Below are 17625 nucleotides of genomic sequence, written 5' to 3'. Positions count from 1 at the left end.
TTAATTAAGGCTTAATCAAGCGGGTCTTCGTTTAAGTATGCACTGAGCATCCAAATTATCTTATCTAAGTCGCTCTTGTAGCCGTTTAGAATATCTTGGGTTGGAAAATCTTTTTCTGAATCTGTAATCTCAATTCCCTTTTGATACTGGTCACGCAAGTATTTGAATTGTTTGAGCAGCCGAGTTATCAGTTCCGGCAGTGTGAATTCAGCGAAGCTTATCTTTTCATCAGGCAACCCGGTGTTGTCGATAAATTCTTTAATTGTAGCAAATGGAGAGCCGCCCAAAGCAATAATACGTTCACCTAAAGTATCAGTTTGTTCAGCAAGCTGTTCTGAATATTCATCCATCAGCGGATGCAGGCTGAAGAAGTTATGACCGCGCATATACCAGTGAACCTGTTGTACATTATTCTTCAACTGTGAAAGGTCGGCTAGAAGCTGATTAAGCTGAGTTAATGTTTTCGGATACGAATATTCTTTTATGTTCATCATTCAAAAAACCTGCCTTTTTCTAGATTTACTTCATACTTATTATACTTTGAAACTTTTTCACAATCAAACAATAAGTTCTCGAAAAATGTTAGCGTGAAAAAATAGGGAGTGTATCAATAGTCGTTAGACTTTGAGCGTTAACAGCGAATTATGAACATAGTCTGAATTTAACTATGAATAATTCGTAGTTAAGTGGAAAGAGCTGACTGTTGAAACGTTAATGTGCGAATTACAGCTTAAAATAAGGGGCTAGATCAAAAATTATATTTTGACCAAGCCCCTGAATAAGTATTAAATATATAGTTTTAATTCGGTACCGGGATAAAATTTATATTTTAGCCGATCCTTTTTGCTGCTGTCTTGCAGTCCCAACGGTCAGGTTTGCTTTATCTGGGCCACAAATTACTCACAGTTAAGCAACTCCAGAGTACATAAAAATTTCCGTCATCACTTAAGAACTTCTGGTCTTGGTTCTAACTTACTGCACACACTAAAGCTTCTGAGGTAAGAACTTTCAAGTTTACAATCACAGATTGCTCATAAAAAATGGTATACCTGTCGTTTTAAGAAAGACGTTCAATGAAATCTGCAAAAGTATTCATTGCGTCGGCAAGGAATTTTAATGTACCTTCATTTTTAATCTTTAAGTTATCATCAAGTAATTCTGTGACGTTACCAATGTATAATTCTGGTTGCTGTAATGCTGGCATGTTTAAAAACACTAAAGATTGGCGAAGATGATGATTTGCACCAAAACCACTAATTGCACCCGGAGAAACACTCAAAACAACTGCTGGCTTTTTGTCCCAGATACTTTCTCCATAAGGACGAGAACCGACATCAATGGCATTTTTAAGTACACCTGGAACTGAACGGTTATATTCCGGTGTTGCAAAAATAACTGCATCGACTGTTTTCATCTCCGCGCGGAAATTCTGCCAGCTTTCCGGTACGCGGTTTTCATCATCCAAATCCTGGTTGTAAAGATCCAGCTTGCCGATTTCGATGTCCTTTACAACATAGTCTTCTGGTAAGAAAGCTGCCATTTGTTCGGCCACTGCACGGGTGAAAGAGTTTTTGCGTAAACTGCCTACGATTAAACCAACTGTTTTTGTCATTTGAAACACTCCTTATTTTTTGTAAGTAAATAATTTATAATTTAACTATAACATCTCTTATCTAAAAAGCAACAAATTATGTTTGAGTGCTTCCCGTTTGAAAGAAATTTGATAAATAAGAGTAAATGCTTAATTGACTTTTTGAAAAAAGTAAATTAAAAACTCCGCAGTCTTGGGGGAACTGCGGAGAAAGGGAGTAGAAAAAGTAGAATTTGGTAGTCTGATATTCATCTTAATACTCTTGGGGGAGCGGATGTTCATCAAGACTATACTTATATGCTAAGCGAGAAGTTTGAATAAAGTGTGAATAAAGAATAACGAATTTTTGCTGATTTTTTAGATTAATATGATACGAAAATGATCACTTTGATTAAATATATAACAGAAAGCAGCCAATTAATTAGAAACTTGTACTCAAATAATTTTTGTTTAGAATAATTCCTATTTTACTTTTTAAGAGTAATAGAATATAATAATTACTATATTATAATATTTCTAAATTGGAAGGGAGAAAATATGCCTAAAAAGGGTCTAGCAGCACGTATTAATATTATGCGCGCTTCAGTAATGGGTGCAAATGACGGTGTGCTTTCAGTTGCAGGAATAGTAGTTGGGGTTGCTGGAGCTACAGCAAATAAATATGCAATTTTCTTAGCCGGAATAGCTGGGATGCTTGCAGGAACCGTTTCTATGGCAATGGGGGAATATGTTTCTGTAAACGCACAAAAAGATTCTCAAAAAAGAGCGGCAATTCAGCAAAAGGAAGCTCTAGCCTTTAACTATGAAAAAGAATTTGACTACGTCAAACAGCAATACTTAGAAAAAGGAATCAGTGAAAGACTTGCAAAACAAGCTGTACGAGAGTTGATGGGAAAGGATGCTTTGGCAACAACGGTAAGAGCACGTTTTGGATTTAATATAAACGAAATGACAAGTCCGTATGCTGCAGCTCTAGCATCGATGATTTCTTTTCCCTTAGGTTCAGTGCTTCCGCTTGGAGTAATTTCTTTTTTTCCGAACCAAATCCGGGTATTGGCAACTTTCCTTGCAGTTGTGCTTACGCTTGGAGTTACAGGATACAGTGCAGCTGTTTTAGGAAAGGCAAATTGGAAGAAAGGTATATTACGTAACCTTATTTCGGGAATTTTGACTATGGCGGCAACATATTTGATTGGCACTTGCATAGGGGGATGAAGAGTGTGAAGGAAATGACAGGTTCAATTAAAAAAACTAGCAGAAAAGAAAAAAATGTTACGCTAGAGCAGAAACTTAACACACTCAGAGCAGGAGTGCTAGGGTCCAATGATGGTATTTTGACAGTTGTGGGTGTACTTTTCAGTGTTGCTGTAGCTACGACTAATAAATTTACAATTTTTATTGCAGGTCTTGCTGACCTTCTTGCTTGTGCTTTTTCGATGGCTTCGGGGGAATATGCCTCAGTCAGTACTCAAAAAGATACTGAAAAAGCGGTTGTTCAACAGGAAAAAAAATTATTAAAAGATAACTATGCACGAGAACTTCAAATAGTTGCTGAATATTATAAGACACAGGGGATTACATATGAAACGTCTCTTGCAATTGCCCGAGAACTAATGGAAAATAAACCGTTAGAAACGGTCACTGATGTCAAGTATAATTTGAAATTAGGACAATACGTGAACCCTTGGAATGCAGCCGCCGCGTCCTTAATTTCTGCTATTCTTGGAGGGGTTTTACCTTTAGCTGCCATGACGCTCAGTCCTGAAGTTTACAAATGGCAGGCAACTATTTTCGCAGTTTGCATCTCTGTTTCAATAACTGGATATTTAAGTGCGAAACTGGGAAATGGACTTGTAAAAATTTCTATTTTGCGAAATTTGGCGGTGGGAATTTTAACCATGATTATTCATTATTGTGTTGGTATTTTGCTCTAAAAAGTTAAGTTAAATAAGCTGTTTTGAAATGTTTTAAACTTAAGTGGCAAATAATAAAATTATAGAAATAATTTATTTATCTTTTTAGAGAAAAAATCAACTTTTATTTAACAGCGATTTTATCTTGCGTTTGAAAAAAATTAGGAAGAATATTTGTTGCTATTTCATAATTTAGGCAACGTCATGATGATAGATAGAAAATAAAAAAATTACCCTTGCTTTTGTTAAATTATAGTTTTACAATGATTTCAATATTTAAAGTCGAACTTTACATGAAGTAGTTTCTTATCTGGGTGTCAGAAAGTTAGTGGTCGCTGCGAACTAATCAGGATAAGGGGAACGAAATACTAAGTAATCGGCGCTGGTTAATAACTAGAATCCATTATCTTCTAGTGAGAGGTGTCTGTTAAGGCACAAGTTGGGTGGTACCACGGTAAAAATCGTCCCTATTGTATTTTCATGAATACAGTAGGAACGATTTTTTGTCATTATGAAAGAGGTAAGGCTTATGCAAAGATCTACTAATGGAGGCTTAATACGATATTGACCAACCATGTTTATAAATTATTTAAAATAATAAACGAATGAGGTTGGATGAAATGAAAAAAATAAAAATAAGTTTAGGTGAAGCAATCAGCGTTTTGATCGTAACATTGGCTATCATGGGCTATGGCGTGATTGGAATGAGGTTATCTCCACAAGTTCCTATTTTATTGGCTATTACTATGATTATTTTTTGGGCTAAAATAAAGGGACTGAGCTGGAATGAAATTAATGCAGGAATTAAAGATGGCATTGATAAGGGAATTATTCCTATCGTGATTTTTATACTGATCGGTGCAATGATTAGTACCTGGATTGCTGCAGGAACAATTCCAACTCTAATGGCGATTGGTTTTAAAGCAATTAGTGCTCAATGGTTCCTGCCCGCTGTTTTTCTGGTTTGTTCGCTTGTCGGTGCGGCAGTGGGCAGCTGTTTTACGGTAGTCTCGACTGTTGGTATCGCTTTTTTCGGAATTGGAGTAACGATGAATTTCAATCCGGCTCTGGTTGCCGGTGCAATAATCTCTGGTGGAATTTTTGGTGATAAGTGCTCGCCGTTATCTGAAACTAACAACCTTGCAGCGGCAGTTGTAGATATCGAACTTTTTGAGCATATGAAAACTATTCTCTGGTCAACGCTTCCGGCTGCGATTATTTCAACTGGAGTATTTACCATCCTAGGCAGCGGCCATAGCCATGCAGATATGGAAAAGATTACTACCACTATTTCGACGCTGAACAGTAATTTTCATATTTCTGTAATCACACTTATTCCGATTATATTAGTCTTTGTTTGTGCAGCATTCAAGATGGCAGCTATTCCTACTATGCTGCTAAATATTTTTGTATCTGTAGGAATGATGCTCTTTACTTCACCTGCTCTTAGTATTAATAAAGCAAGCTTGATTCTTGTAAATGGTTTTAAAGCTAAGACTGCAAATACTGAAGTTAACTTGCTTCTTTCACGGGGTGGTATTGTCAGCATGATGCCTACTGTGGCACTCATCGTGCTAACCTTATCTTTGGGTGGCTTATTAGTAAATTTTGGCTTGATTTCTGCAATAATGACGCCGTTAGCAAATAAATTGAATAGTCATGCTAAGTTGGTTGCTGCAACGTTAAGTACTTGTATCGGAATTAATGTTTTCGTGGGCGAACAGTTCCTTTCAATCATTCTACCGGGACGCTCGTTCAAGAAGACCTTTAATGAAGAAGGCTTGGCAAACTCAGCTTTGAGCAGAGTCTTAGAAGATGGGGGTACTGTTTTGAATTACTTAGTTCCTTGGGGCGTTGGGGGAGTATTCATTGCTAATACTTTAGGTGTACCTACGTTGCAATACTTGCCGTTTACTTTCTTTAGTCTGCTTTGTCCTCTCTTTTCGCTGTTCAGTGGATTTACTGGAATCGGTTTGCAAACACTGGATACTGTTAATTCTAAGTCAAAAAGGACCGAAATAACGTCAAGACAATTGGAATAGCTCGGATTTGCGAACTAACATGACTTTGCTTGTCTACGAATAATTCTTTCTTAGACATAAGGGAGGACCCAATGAAAGTACACTGATTAGAAAAATATAGAAAAAAATATAGAAAAAACGAAAGACTGGGTCAAAAGATATCTTTTGACCCAGTCTACTTGTTTTAACCTGTAAGATGCGAATTAACGTGGTTCAACAGCCAATCCTTTACACTTCACTTAAGCATGAATTCAGATTATGCTTAACAATTCATAGTTAATGCTAAAGCTTAAAGATGAGCGGCATCTTTTCTTATATTTTCATATTCAATTGTTATTACATACAATATTCTTTGATATGCTCAGACTTTGTGAATTGGTAGGAAAAGATTAGTTTAGCTAATATACAGCTGCCTGAATTTATCAACATAGCCATTCTCAAGTTGAAGCCCATCCTGCAGATAGTTATCGAAGCTGCCAAATTTTTCACGAATTAGCTTGAAGGCGTGCTGAAGGTATTCTGCTTTAACGTTAAGTGAAACTGCAAGAGCCTTTAATTTTTCATTAGAGAGCCGGGTGGAAAATTGCTGCAGGATCTTTGCGTTCTCAGCTTTACGTGCTTCGTTTGTTTTTAAATAATCAGCGTAAATGTCATCAGTATTAACCCCGGCAATTTTAAGCAAAAGTGCGGCTGCAAAGCCTGTTCGATCTTTACCGGCAAAGCAATGAAAAATAATTGGTTGCGGAGTAGCGAGTAATTCGCGCAAGAAATGATGATAACCAATTTGAGCAGAAGTACTTAATACAAGTTCAGAATAAACAGAAAACATGTATTTTTCTATATTAGTTGTAATTACCATATTTTTCAGACTGGGATTTGCTTGCCCAGGTGATGAAATAATGCTGATATTTTCGTATGCAATATTTGGTAATGAAACATCTGGCCGAGATTCTATTTCTGCCGGACGTCGAAAGTCATATATCTTTTTTAGGTGCAGCCCTTTTTCTAAAAGATCAGTGTCTTTGTTTGAGAGGCTGCAAAGTTCACCGCTACGAAAGAATATTCCTGACTTGAGCCGCCCTTCTTCAGCTGGGTAGCCTCCAATATCTCTGAGGTTTGTTATGCTGGTGGTTTTTTCATAATCAATTGTCAAATAAATCACTCCTATGTTTAATTAGCCTATTCGAAATGTAATTATAGATTCATATTACACTAAATTTGCAGTATTCTTTATAGAATTACGTTTTTTTTACAAAATTGTGCAAACTTTTTACTGTTGAATTTATGTCATAAAAATGATAATAGTAATTATAATTAGAATGGTTTTAAGTTAGTATAAAATATAGTTAACAGCCTAAAAAGCATGAGATAAAAAGGAGGACAAGTTTTTTGTGGAGACAAACAAAGAAGTCTACGCTGCTGTGATTCGTTTACTTGAAGAAAGGGGCCCTAGTTTTACTACAGCTGAGCTAACACAGCAATTGCACATCAGTAAGAGAACTTTATATAAAATATTTAAAACAAAAGCAGATATTATTGAGGCCACCATTGCTTTCTTTTTTCATAATCTTTTTGAAAGCTGGCAAGTCGCGGATAGTGATAAAAAGTTGTCATCTTCTCGTCTATTAGAGATTCAATTAAAAAATATGAATCAGTCTTATGACCTTGATAGGCTTTTGCAGCATTCTCAGAAATTTGAAAAAATGTACCCAGAGCAATGGAAAAAACTACAAATGTACGTTGATAAATTTGGCGAGCTGACGTTAAATTTTTTAGTAGATAATCAAAATGTACGTATACTAACTTCTTCAGAAAAAAAAGTTCTCTTATTAACTATTCAATTGACAGTTAGACGTTTTTTGGATGGTGAATATTTAAAAGCTGAAGGAATGAATTTCAAGGAAGCATTGCAGAATTTTTATCACTTGATTCTTAGAGGAATTTTATACTAAATTTCATTGGAACTTATACAGCACATTTCACAACTTGGGATATAATTTTTAAAATAATTAAAAAGGAGCAGAATTTCATAAATTTTCGAAATTCTGCTCCTTTTTGTAAATGGGACGTAGTCTTAAACAGCAACGTTAATAATCTTTCACAACCTCAATATCATAGTTACTGCTGTTGCTCAACAATTTTGAAACAGGGCAGCGGCTTTTAGCCAAGTTGACCAGTTTTTGAGCAGTTGATAGAGCTACATCCGGGATATGGATACGGGCTTTAACCAAGAATTCGAGTCCTGTGCTGCCCTTAATTAATGTAACTGAAACTCTAACCTCTGAGGTGTGCTTTAAGCCTTGTTCATTTTCGATTGCCTGTAAAGTAGCATTCATACAAGTACAAAGGGATAAACCAAGCAGCTGCTCCGGATTTGTACCTAAAGTTTTTTCGCGTGGATTACTGACTGCAACTTTGAGGCCGTTTTTGACATATGATTGCCCATTAAGGCCATCTTGATTAATTGCCTCAGTTTCGTACAATATTTTTTTCATCATATAATTTACACCTCGTTTTTTATTAGTATTTGTCCCGAAAGATGAGTTTTTAGTTAAAAATGCAAGCACTATTTTGTCGGCGGTACCTAAGACTGCTTGAATACTTTTCTGCTAAGCATCTTTCGTAATTCTTCAATTAGAAATAACGGGATAGGGATGATTACTAAAAGTAGCCATTCCTGCCAGTCGATTGCTGCTGTGTGAAAAGCACTTTGCAGAATAGGCGTATAGATTAACACTGACAATAAAATTACTTCAAAAAAGATGCCGCTCAGAATCTGCCGGTTACTAAATAATCCGATGCGAAAAACTGATTCTTTTTGGGTGCGGCAGTTCATCACTGCTGCAATCTGACAAAAGACGATCGCAGCTAAAGTCATGGTGGTTGCTTCCTTATAAACTGGACCGCTAGCCGCTAGAAGCTTCTGCGGCCATCCATTTTGGACGTTGACAAAAAAGTAAGCAAGCGCAGAAATTGCACTGGCAACCAGCCCGTACCAACCAAACGCTTTCCAGATGATCGAACGTTGCAGCAGATGAGCACCACGAGTACGAGGCGGCTGCTGCATGACGTTGGGTTCGGCTCTTTCAGAACCAAGTCCAAGAGCAGGCAGCATATCTGTTCCTAAATCAACAGTAAGGATCTGCATAACTGTCAGCGGAAGGGGAATTGCTCCTCTGCTGAAGAGAAAAAGTACTGAAGGAATCGCTTCTGGAACATTTGAATTAAGAATATATAGAAGAAACTTTTGAATATTACTGTAAACTGCGCGTCCTTCTTCAATCGCTGCGACAATGGATGCAAAATTATCATCAGTTAAGATGATATCAGCAGCATCTTTGGCGACGTCAGTTCCCATCTTGCCCATTGCAACACCGATATCTGCTTTCTTCAAAGCAGGAGCATCATTGACGCCATCACCAGTCGAGGCCACAATTTCCCCTCGTTTTTGCAAAGTAGAAACGATGCGGTATTTTTGTTCAGGTGCCACGCGAGCAAAAATTATTTCACCGCTCAAAGCAATTTTCAATTCATCATCAGACATTTTATTTAATTCGTCACCTGTAACTACCCGCGGATTTTCGCCTGTGATACCAATTTTTTTAGCGATCGACTTGGCAGTTAAAGGGCTGTCGCCTGTGACCATAATAATTTTGATATGTGCTTGATGACAAGATTTTACAGCTTGATAGGCTTCTGGACGCGGAGGATCAGTCATAGCAGTTAATCCAAGAAAGGTCAGTTGTTCCTCCGCACTTTCCATCTTCAGATTAGCCGCTTTAGTTTTTTCTGCAGGTATTTCTTTATAGGCAAAGCCTAATGAACGTAAACCTTGAGCAGCAAAATTTTTGTTTGCACTATTGATTTTTGTTATTTGTTCTTTACCTAGTGCGGTTGTTTTTCCGTTAAGCAGAACTGTATTACATTTTGGCAGCAGATCGCTTAAAGCACCCTTGACCAAGACTAAGTATTTTTGATCGTTTCCCTGATGAACAGTAGTCATCCGCTTTCTTCTCGAATCAAAGGGAAATTCTTTGAGCCGGGGAAATTCTTTTTGTAATTTCTGAATTTCAATACCAGCTTTATTAACTAAAACACACAGGGCTCCTTCTGTTGGAGTACCGATCAACTTATTTTTTCCTTGATCCTGTGTATTAATTTCAAGTTTTGTATCATTATCCAGTGTTGCGGTTAATAATAATTTTCCAAGATCGTTCGCTTGTTTGAAATCAACTTTCTTTCCAGCCAAAGTAATTTGACCATTAACACGATATCCTTGCCCGCTTACTTGATAATCATGTTCAAGGGTCCAGACATGATTGATAGTCATCTGATTTTGAGTCAATGTCCCTGTTTTGTCAGAACAAATAACGGTAGTTTCTCCTAATGTTTCAATACTATTCAATTCTTTTACAAGGGCATGATTTTTGGCCATCCGTTTGACCCCTTGTGCCAAAGATAAGGTGACAGTAGGCAAAAGGCCTTCTGGAATGAAAGCAACAACTAGTCCTAAAGCAAAGATAAAGGCCTTTGCAGGAGCGTAGTGTACGAAAAGAAGTGCTGCAACAAAGAAGACAATGCCAATTGAAAAGGCAATTATTGATAGCTGTTTAGTCAAACGATTCAGTTCAAGCTGCAAAGGACTAATCGATTTTTTTTGTTGGTGAGTTAAAGCCGCTATTTTTCCAAATTCGGTATGCATACCGGTTGCAATGACCAGCGCTGTTGCACCGCCGCTTACAGCCGCAGTGCCGGCATAAATCATATTTGATTCCGCAAACTGGCCTTCTCCTGGTTCATAAGCTACATCTTTGGACTCCGGGACGGATTCACCAGTTAACGCGGATTCATCTACTTGAAAGGTGGCAGCTGTTAAAAGACGTGCATCAACAGGAATAGAATCTCCTGCCTGAACAGAAAAAACATCTCCGGGAACGATTTCTTTGGCATTTACCTGCTGTAATTTACCATCACGATAAACTTGAGTAAAGACTGGAAGCATTGCCAGCATAGAATCTGTTGCTTTTTGTGCTTCATGCTGCTGGTAATAACTGAAACAACCGTTAATTAAGTTGACACACCAAATAGCAATCCCGAGTTCCAAAGTGTTTGTCAAAATAGCTACTAATCCGCTTACCCACAACAAGATGGCCATTAAACTTGTAAAGTTCTTCAAAAACTGCCGTAGTTGAGACTGCTTTTTGGATTTTTGGATTGTATTAGCGCCAAAATGCTGTAAACGTGCGGCTGCTTGTTTACTTGTGAGCCCCTGTTGACTGGAATCAAATTCGTGATAAAGCTGCTCTAAGTTCTCTTGAGCATAGTCTCGACTGCTTTTTGTTATTTTTTTCAACAAAACCACTTCTTTCATTTGTTCTAATTTAAGCACATTTCTTTATCTGCAGAGAGATGTATATTCACATTTACAGTTATTAAAAGAGAACCAATTCAACTACAAGCTACTACTAAATGCTGTTTAACTCAATCTTATTTTTAAAATAAAAAGTTAGATAAAAACAATATAAGCGTTATCATTTTTTTAAAAAAAGTATTTTGCTGACAAAAGTTTGGTTTAATAACCTGCTGTCCAATCAGCAAAAATAAAAGTTTATTTTAAATTCTCTGTAAAAAGGGTTTTTAAAATGGCGCCGACATGCAACTCTACTGTGTCATAAACAGTAAGCAAAACGTCCTTTTGACTAAGAATTAAGGGCAGTTCGGTACAGCCTAGAATCAAGCCTTCAAGCTTGTATTTTTTCTGCAGATCGTTAATAATTATCAGTATTTTTTTCTTACTGACTGGGTTAATGATTCCCAGCTCAAGTTCATTAGAAATGATTTCATGAATAGTTTCGATTTGGGTTAGAGAAGGGGTGACTACCTTAATATTTGCGATTGCCAACTTTCGTGCATAAAAATCGGCTTTCATTGTTATTTTAGTACCAAGCAGGCCAACAGTATGCTGTTTATTTTGTATGATTGCATCTTTGGTGGAATCAAGAATGCTGATGAGAGGAAGTGACGCAACTTTTTGCAGTTCATCAAAAATAATGTGAGGTGTATTAGCAGTTAATACAGCAAAATCAGCACCTGCATTTTTTAAGTTATTGATACTTGTGGCGAGCTGCCTAGTTAGAGTTGAATAGTTTCCCTTTTCCTCGAGAGATAACAGAGAAAAAACGTCTAAACTATCAATCACAATCGAAGGACAAGCATGAGGATACCTTTTTTGAAAACCCCTTATGATTCTTTCGTAGTAGTCAACGGTTGAGACAGGACCCATTCCTCCTACCAAACCAATTTTATACATAAATGTTACCTCCTCTAATACTATTATGTTGATAGTATACAACAATTGATTTTTTTAGGATTTTTTAAAAATAATATAACTTGAAACTTCAAAGAACTTCACCTTTTTTCCCATGACTGAGAATTTAGGTCGCAATAAAAAGATGAATCTTTTTCGCTAAATTTAAAAAGTGAAATAAAGAGATTAGTTTAGCATAATTTTTTGCGGTTTAAATGAATTTATGAATAAAAATGGCAAGATTAGCTATAACGATTTGAAACCTGGAGATTACTACTTTAAGGAAACAGCAGCTCCAGCCGGCTATAACTTTGATGCGGGCAGGGAATATCATTTTACAGTTGCTTTGCAAACAAAGACTCAGGTCGCGAGTGTTACTGTTAAGAACAGTGAAAAGACAGGTTCTGTTGAATTAACCAAGACAGATGTTGACACAGGCAAAGCTTTACCTGGTGCAGTCTTCAGCCTTTATGACAAGGATGGACACTTCATTAAAGGAAATCTTAAGACTGATGCTAAAGGTCAGTTGGTATATAACGGTCTTAAACCTGGAGATTACTACTTTGTCGAAACAAGCGCACCCGATGGATATGAACCAACAAAAGAGAAACATGTATTTACTATTAAACTGCAGACTGCGAAGACGCCAGTACCTGCCAGTCTTAAGATAACTAACAAAAAGATTCCTGCTAAGCCAGCTGAATCTAATAGTTCTGCGAGTTCCGCAAAACCGGAAGCTTCTGGAAATTCAACAGGCAAGCAAAATGGTAATTCGACTTCAAGGACTGCACATAACAATAACAGTTCCAAGGGTCATTTACCACAAACCGGCGAACAGAGAAATGCAGGTTTGACAGTTATTGGGATTATAATCATATTGGCAGTATTAGGTACAGTTCTGTATCGCAGAAAAGCAAGAAAATAGTTTAATATAATTTTTAGAAGATCAAAAACTAGATTTTCTAATGCGATAAAAAAGTGTGGCAATAGCTGTTAGGTTTTGAGCATTAACTGCGAATTACGAACACAGTCTGAATTTGACTATGAGTAACTCGCGGTTAAGCGGAAAAGACTGACTATTGAAATACATTAATGCGAATGTTGCAGATTAAAACAGAGGACTGAGTCAAGAGTTAACTTTTGACTCAGTTCTTTTTGCGTCTAAAAATAAAAAACAAGTTATTTTTGAAGCTTTGCTCAGTATGATTCAAACACGATAAGATAATAATATAAATAAAAATTGGAAAATATATAAATGGCTATATTAAGAAGATTTATCCCATTATTTTAAAATGGTATACTTTTTATTATTTGTGAATTAAATCTTAAAAATGCTAATTTCACAAATGAAATTCTGTTGTATCAGTGTGCCTAACATATCAATTTCACATGCAAAGAGCTGATTATTTGCATTTTTATATTAATGGTATAATCTTAAATATGTAAGCGGTAACATAAAGCTGGAGAATGTATAGTAAAAAATGGAGGGAAAATAAATGCCACAAAAATATATACTTACTATTGATGAAGGAACTACAAGTACCCGTGCTCTTATCATTGACCATGATGGAAAGACTATAGCAGACTCACAACGTGAATTTTCACAGTATTTTCCACACCCCGGTTGGGTTGAGCATAACGCAAATGAAATTTGGAATGCTGTTTTATCGACAATTGCTAATGCATTTATTTCATCAAGTGTTCAGCCAAATCAAATTGCAGCCGTTGGAATTACTAATCAGCGTGAAACAACTGTGGTCTGGGATAAAAAAACCGGTTTGCCTATTTATAATGCAATTGTATGGCAATCTCGTCAAACTAATGAAATTGCACAAAAATTAAATAAAAATGGCTATGCTGATATGATTCATGATAAAACCGGTTTAGTAATTGATCCTTATTTTTCCGCTACTAAGGTTCGCTGGATCTTGGATCACGTAAAAGGTGCACAAGAAAGGGCAGAGAAAGGAGAATTACTCTTTGGAACGATTGATACATGGCTTTCATGGAAACTTTCTGGAGAAAAGTTTCATGTCACTGATTATTCCAATGCCAGTCGAACAATGCTTTTTAACATTCATAAGTTAGACTGGGATGATGATATTCTGAAGTTGTTGAATATTCCTAGAAAGATGCTGCCTGAAGTTAAGGGAAATTCAGAGGTATACGGCAAGACTGCCACTTACCATTTCTATGGCAGTGCAGTTCCGATTGCCGGAATGGCTGGGGATCAGCAAAGTGCCTTGTTCGGCCAGCTTGCATTGGAATCAGGTATGGTTAAAAATACTTACGGAACTGGTTCATTTATTGTGATGAATACAGGTAAAAAGCCTATTATGTCTGCTAATAATCTCTTAACGACAATTGCATACGGAATAAACGGTGAAGTTAACTATGCGCTTGAAGGTTCTGTTTTTGTTTCGGGATCTGCTATCCAGTGGTTGCGTGATTCAATGCAGCTTATTGAAAATGCACCTGATTCAGAAGAGGCGGCCCGTAAATCGACCAGCCAAGATGAGGTTTACGTTGTTCCAGCTTTCACCGGGTTAGGTGCCCCTTATTGGGATGCAGAAGCACGGGGAGCTGTATTTGGGCTGACTCGCGGGACAAATCGGCGTGATTTTATCAAAGCAGTGCTGCAATCATTAGCATATCAATCACGCGACGTAGTTGATACAATGTATAAAGATACTAAAATTAAGATTCCAGTACTTCGTGTTGATGGTGGAGCCTCAAATAATAATTACTTAATGCAGTTTCAATCAGATCTGTTGAATATACCGATTGAACGAGCAGCTAATGTTGAAACGACTTCAATGGGTGCAGCTTTCTTGGCTGGGTTGGCTGTAGGATTTTGGGACAGTGTTGACGACTTACGGCAAATATATAAGGTCGGAAAAAAATTTCAGCCGCAAATGGAAGAAGAAAGACGTGAGGAACTTTACGGCGGCTGGCGGCATGCAGTTAAGGCTACGATGGAATTCAAGTACCAAGTAAAAGAAGATAAGTGAACGATCCTCTACCGCTTGTCTCTTGACATTTTTTGAAGTTTTTTAATATAGAAAGTATGGTTAGAGGAGACTGGATCAAAGCTTATGTTTTGACTCAGTTTTTTTGTACTTTCTTGCAATTTCCATATTAACGTATTTCAATAGTCAGTCTTTTCCGCTTAACCACGTATTACGCATAATCAAATTCGAACTATGTTCGCAATTTACAGTTAATGCACAAAGCTTAATGACTATTAGCACATTCTCCTTTCGTGTTGTTTTGAAACTATAAGGGCACACAAAAAAGAGCCGGTTCTATAAAAACATTGAACCGGCTCTAAGTTATAGTAAGCTAACTTATTAATCCTTACTTGAATTTCAACTGCTGTCCGACATAAATGATATCTGAAGTCAGATGATTGTCTGATTTGATTTGTGTTACTGTAGTTCCGTGTTTGACAGCTAATTGCCATAAAGAATCTCCAGCTTTAACGGTATAATTTGCTGCACTGGAAGAACTATTTGAATCATTTTTTGCGGTGGTAGAAGAACTGGTGCCATTAACTTTGAGTGTTTGACCAACATAAATAGTGTCGGAACTTAAATTATTAAGAGTTTTAAGCTTAGCAACAGTTAATCCGTACTGATTAGCAATGGCCCACAGGGAATCACCAGATTTAACAGCGTAGCTCTTTGTTGACGAAGAACTGCTGCTTGAATTGCTGCTGGAACTTGAATTATTGCTTTGAGAACTTGCACTTGCAGAATTGGACAGCTTTAAATTCTGACCTACGTAAATAGTATCAGATGAAAGGTTATTCCAGCTTTTTAAGTTTGCGACAGAAACACCATAATTATTAGCAATAGCCCACAAGGAATCACCGGACTTAACAGCGTAGCTCTTTGTTGACGAAGAACTGCTGCTTGAATTGCTGCTGGAACTTGAATTATTGCTTTGAGAACTTGCACTTGCAGAATTGGACAGCTTTAAATTCTGACCTACGTAAATAGTATCAGATGAAAGGTTATTCCAGCTCTTTAAGTTTGCAACAGAAACACCATAATTATTGGCAATAGCCCACAGAGAATCACCGGACTTAACAGCGTAGCTCTTTGTTGACGAAGAACTACTGCTTGAATTGCTGCTGGAATTTGAATTATTGCTTTGAGAACTTGCACTTGCAGAATTGGACAGCTTTAAATTCTGACCTACGTAAATAGTATCAGATGAAAGGTTATTCCAGCTCTTTAAGTTTGCGACAGAAACACCATAATTATTAGCAATAGCCCACAGAGAATCACCAGATTTAACAGCGTAGCTCTTTGTTGATGAAGTATTATTCGAATTGCTGGAACTTGAATTTGAGCTGCTGCTGTTACTCTGTGAACTAGAGCCTGAATTTGAGACTTTCAAACTCTGACCTACATAAATAGTATCAGATGAAAGGTTATTCCAGCTCTTTAAGTTTGCAACAGAAATACCATAATTATTGGCAATTGCCCAAAGCGTATCACCACTTTTGACACTATATGTAGAAGTTGCCGTGCTGCTTCCAGTAGAGCCAGTCGAGGTACTGCCGCTGCTATTTTGATTTGAAGTATTTCCCGGTTGTGATGACGAACCGCTATTTGGAGTATCATACTTGGTTAACCCATAAGCATTGATGATACTCATCAATGAGCTCGCATAATTTGGCGCGGTCGCGTAAGTCCCATATTTGCCATTTGCAAGATTTTGTGCTGCAATTGCAACTGTGGCTGCATTTGCCTTAGTAGAGTTGGGGAAGTTGTCTCTGATTAAATTAGCATAACCAATAAATGAATCACTGTAGTTGCTGTATGCTTGAAACTTGGCAGGAATATAAATCCAGGAGCTGTTAAGATATTCTGAAGTATTCATTGTGACATAACTGCCGCTGCCAGAATATTTAACCCCGAACAAGTTATGTGCCTGGCTGGCTAAAGTGCTTCCGCCCCAGCCACTTTCAAGTGCGGCTTGCGCAATCATTAAAGAAGCGTACAGATTATATTGGTTTGCAACCTGTTGTGCTGAGGAAGCAACGCTTCCCAAAAAAGAATTTACATTACCAGGAACTGAAGAATTAAGCTGAGTATCAACGGTCGCACTAAAAGCTGCAATTTTGACCGTGTCTGTGTTTGAACTTGTACCGCTTGAAGAGGAGTTACTAGTAGCGGAACTTGAAGCAGCACTAGTTGCTTGTGCTGCTTGAGAACTGGCTGTTGCTTTTGAAGTAGCCAGGGAACTTGTGCTGCTTGCACTGGTTATTGTAGAAGCGGCACTTGAATTATTGGCTGCAGTATCTGTGCTGCTTACTGCAGGCGTTGAACTGACAGCGGTACTTGTGCTGTTTGCTGCCGATGCAGCTGCGCTTTGTGCAGTGCTATCAACAGTGCTGGATGCAGCCTGTTGTGTGGCAGAATTACTTGAGACTGTTTCTGCGGAAGTTGTATCAGCTTTTGTTTTGAGTACAGGCAGAGCTGCTGAGCCGAGTAAAAGGCCAGTACCGACATAAGAAGCAGTCCTACTGAATCCATGGAGATGTTTGATTTTATTTAAATAGTGTTGATGAGCTATCCGCTCACTTCTTTTTTTCAAAACATTCCACATCCTTTCAGAATAATATTTTTATAAACAAATAATTTCAAAGGTTAACATTCGTATGGATACAGTATAGCAAAAAAAAAAGCTAATATGAACAATTTAGTTACCTAAATTGTTGAAAGTAGATATTTTTAACTCAAAGCTGAAACATTGATATACTATCATTAGTTAATAAAAATT

13 protein-coding genes are annotated in these 17625 nt (G+C 37.3%); 6 read left to right on the top strand and 7 right to left on the bottom strand.

Features of this window, described 5'->3' with window-relative positions; all coding sequences use genetic code 11:
* Nucleotides 1-11: 11 nt before the first annotated feature.
* Both FD46_RS01785 and FD46_RS01780 read right to left on the bottom strand, forming a co-directional pair.
* Nucleotides 12-491, bottom strand: coding sequence for a Dps family protein (locus FD46_RS01785; protein ID WP_057895676.1), 480 nt, complete (start codon nucleotides 489-491; stop codon nucleotides 12-14).
* 566 nt (nucleotides 492-1057) lie between these two features.
* Nucleotides 1058-1612, bottom strand: a complete 555-nt coding sequence (locus tag FD46_RS01780) for an NADPH-dependent FMN reductase (protein ID WP_057895473.1) — start codon at nucleotides 1610-1612, stop codon at nucleotides 1058-1060.
* A gap of 516 nt (nucleotides 1613-2128) precedes the next feature.
* On the opposite strand from FD46_RS01780, the gene FD46_RS01775 reads away from it, so the two are divergent.
* The 3 genes from FD46_RS01775 to nhaC all read left to right on the top strand — a co-directional run bounded on the left by FD46_RS01775 (nucleotide 2129) and on the right by nhaC (nucleotide 5546).
* Nucleotides 2129-2806, top strand: coding sequence for a VIT1/CCC1 transporter family protein (locus FD46_RS01775; protein ID WP_057895472.1), 678 nt, complete (start codon nucleotides 2129-2131; stop codon nucleotides 2804-2806).
* Between the two features lie 14 nt (nucleotides 2807-2820).
* The gene (locus tag FD46_RS01770) at nucleotides 2821-3525 is read left to right on the top strand and encodes a VIT1/CCC1 transporter family protein (RefSeq protein WP_057895675.1); all 705 of its coding nucleotides are present in this window, start codon (nucleotides 2821-2823) and stop codon (nucleotides 3523-3525) included.
* Nucleotides 3526-4124: 599 nt separating this feature from the next.
* Nucleotides 4125-5546, top strand: a complete 1422-nt coding sequence (gene nhaC / locus FD46_RS01765; protein ID WP_057895471.1) for a Na+/H+ antiporter NhaC — start codon at nucleotides 4125-4127, stop codon at nucleotides 5544-5546.
* A 373-nt stretch (nucleotides 5547-5919) separates the two neighbouring features.
* Here nhaC and FD46_RS01760 read toward each other — a convergent pair whose 3' ends face one another.
* Nucleotides 5920-6678 (bottom strand): tyrosine-protein phosphatase, encoded by a 759-nt coding sequence (locus FD46_RS01760; protein ID WP_057895470.1) that lies wholly within the window; start codon nucleotides 6676-6678, stop codon nucleotides 5920-5922.
* A gap of 238 nt (nucleotides 6679-6916) precedes the next feature.
* On the opposite strand from FD46_RS01760, the gene FD46_RS01755 reads away from it, so the two are divergent.
* Nucleotides 6917-7477 (top strand): TetR/AcrR family transcriptional regulator, encoded by a 561-nt coding sequence (locus FD46_RS01755; protein ID WP_057895469.1) that lies wholly within the window; start codon nucleotides 6917-6919, stop codon nucleotides 7475-7477.
* Between the two features lie 135 nt (nucleotides 7478-7612).
* Here the strand turns inward: FD46_RS01755 and FD46_RS01750 are convergent, their stop codons facing one another.
* The 3 genes from FD46_RS01750 to FD46_RS01740 all read right to left on the bottom strand — a co-directional run bounded on the left by FD46_RS01750 (nucleotide 7613) and on the right by FD46_RS01740 (nucleotide 11835).
* Nucleotides 7613-8023, bottom strand: coding sequence for an OsmC family protein (locus FD46_RS01750; RefSeq protein WP_057895468.1), 411 nt, complete (start codon nucleotides 8021-8023; stop codon nucleotides 7613-7615).
* 86 nt (nucleotides 8024-8109) lie between these two features.
* A complete protein-coding gene (locus tag FD46_RS01745) occupies nucleotides 8110-10878 on the bottom strand; it encodes a cation-translocating P-type ATPase (protein ID WP_057895674.1) in 2769 nt (922 codons plus the stop codon).
* Nucleotides 10879-11133: 255 nt separating this feature from the next.
* On the bottom strand, nucleotides 11134-11835 hold the full coding sequence (locus tag FD46_RS01740) for an aspartate/glutamate racemase family protein (protein WP_057895467.1): 702 nt from the start codon (nucleotides 11833-11835) through the stop codon (nucleotides 11134-11136).
* 220 nt (nucleotides 11836-12055) lie between these two features.
* On the opposite strand from FD46_RS01740, the gene FD46_RS01735 reads away from it, so the two are divergent.
* Nucleotides 12056-12757, top strand: a complete 702-nt coding sequence (locus tag FD46_RS01735; protein ID WP_057895466.1) for a SpaA isopeptide-forming pilin-related protein — start codon at nucleotides 12056-12058, stop codon at nucleotides 12755-12757.
* 571 nt (nucleotides 12758-13328) lie between these two features.
* Nucleotides 13329-14843 (top strand): glycerol kinase GlpK, encoded by a 1515-nt coding sequence (gene glpK / locus FD46_RS01730; RefSeq protein ID WP_057895465.1) that lies wholly within the window; start codon nucleotides 13329-13331, stop codon nucleotides 14841-14843.
* 346 nt (nucleotides 14844-15189) lie between these two features.
* Here glpK and FD46_RS01725 read toward each other — a convergent pair whose 3' ends face one another.
* Entirely contained in the window at nucleotides 15190-17439 is a 2250-nt protein-coding gene (locus FD46_RS01725; protein ID WP_057895464.1) for a LysM peptidoglycan-binding domain-containing protein, read from the bottom strand.
* Nucleotides 17440-17625: the final 186 nt, after the last annotated feature.

The sequence above is a fragment of the Liquorilactobacillus oeni DSM 19972 genome (assembly GCF_001436275.1).
Lineage (GTDB): Bacteria > Bacillota > Bacilli > Lactobacillales > Lactobacillaceae > Liquorilactobacillus > Liquorilactobacillus oeni.
This window is presented reverse-complemented; position numbering and strand designations above follow the sequence as displayed.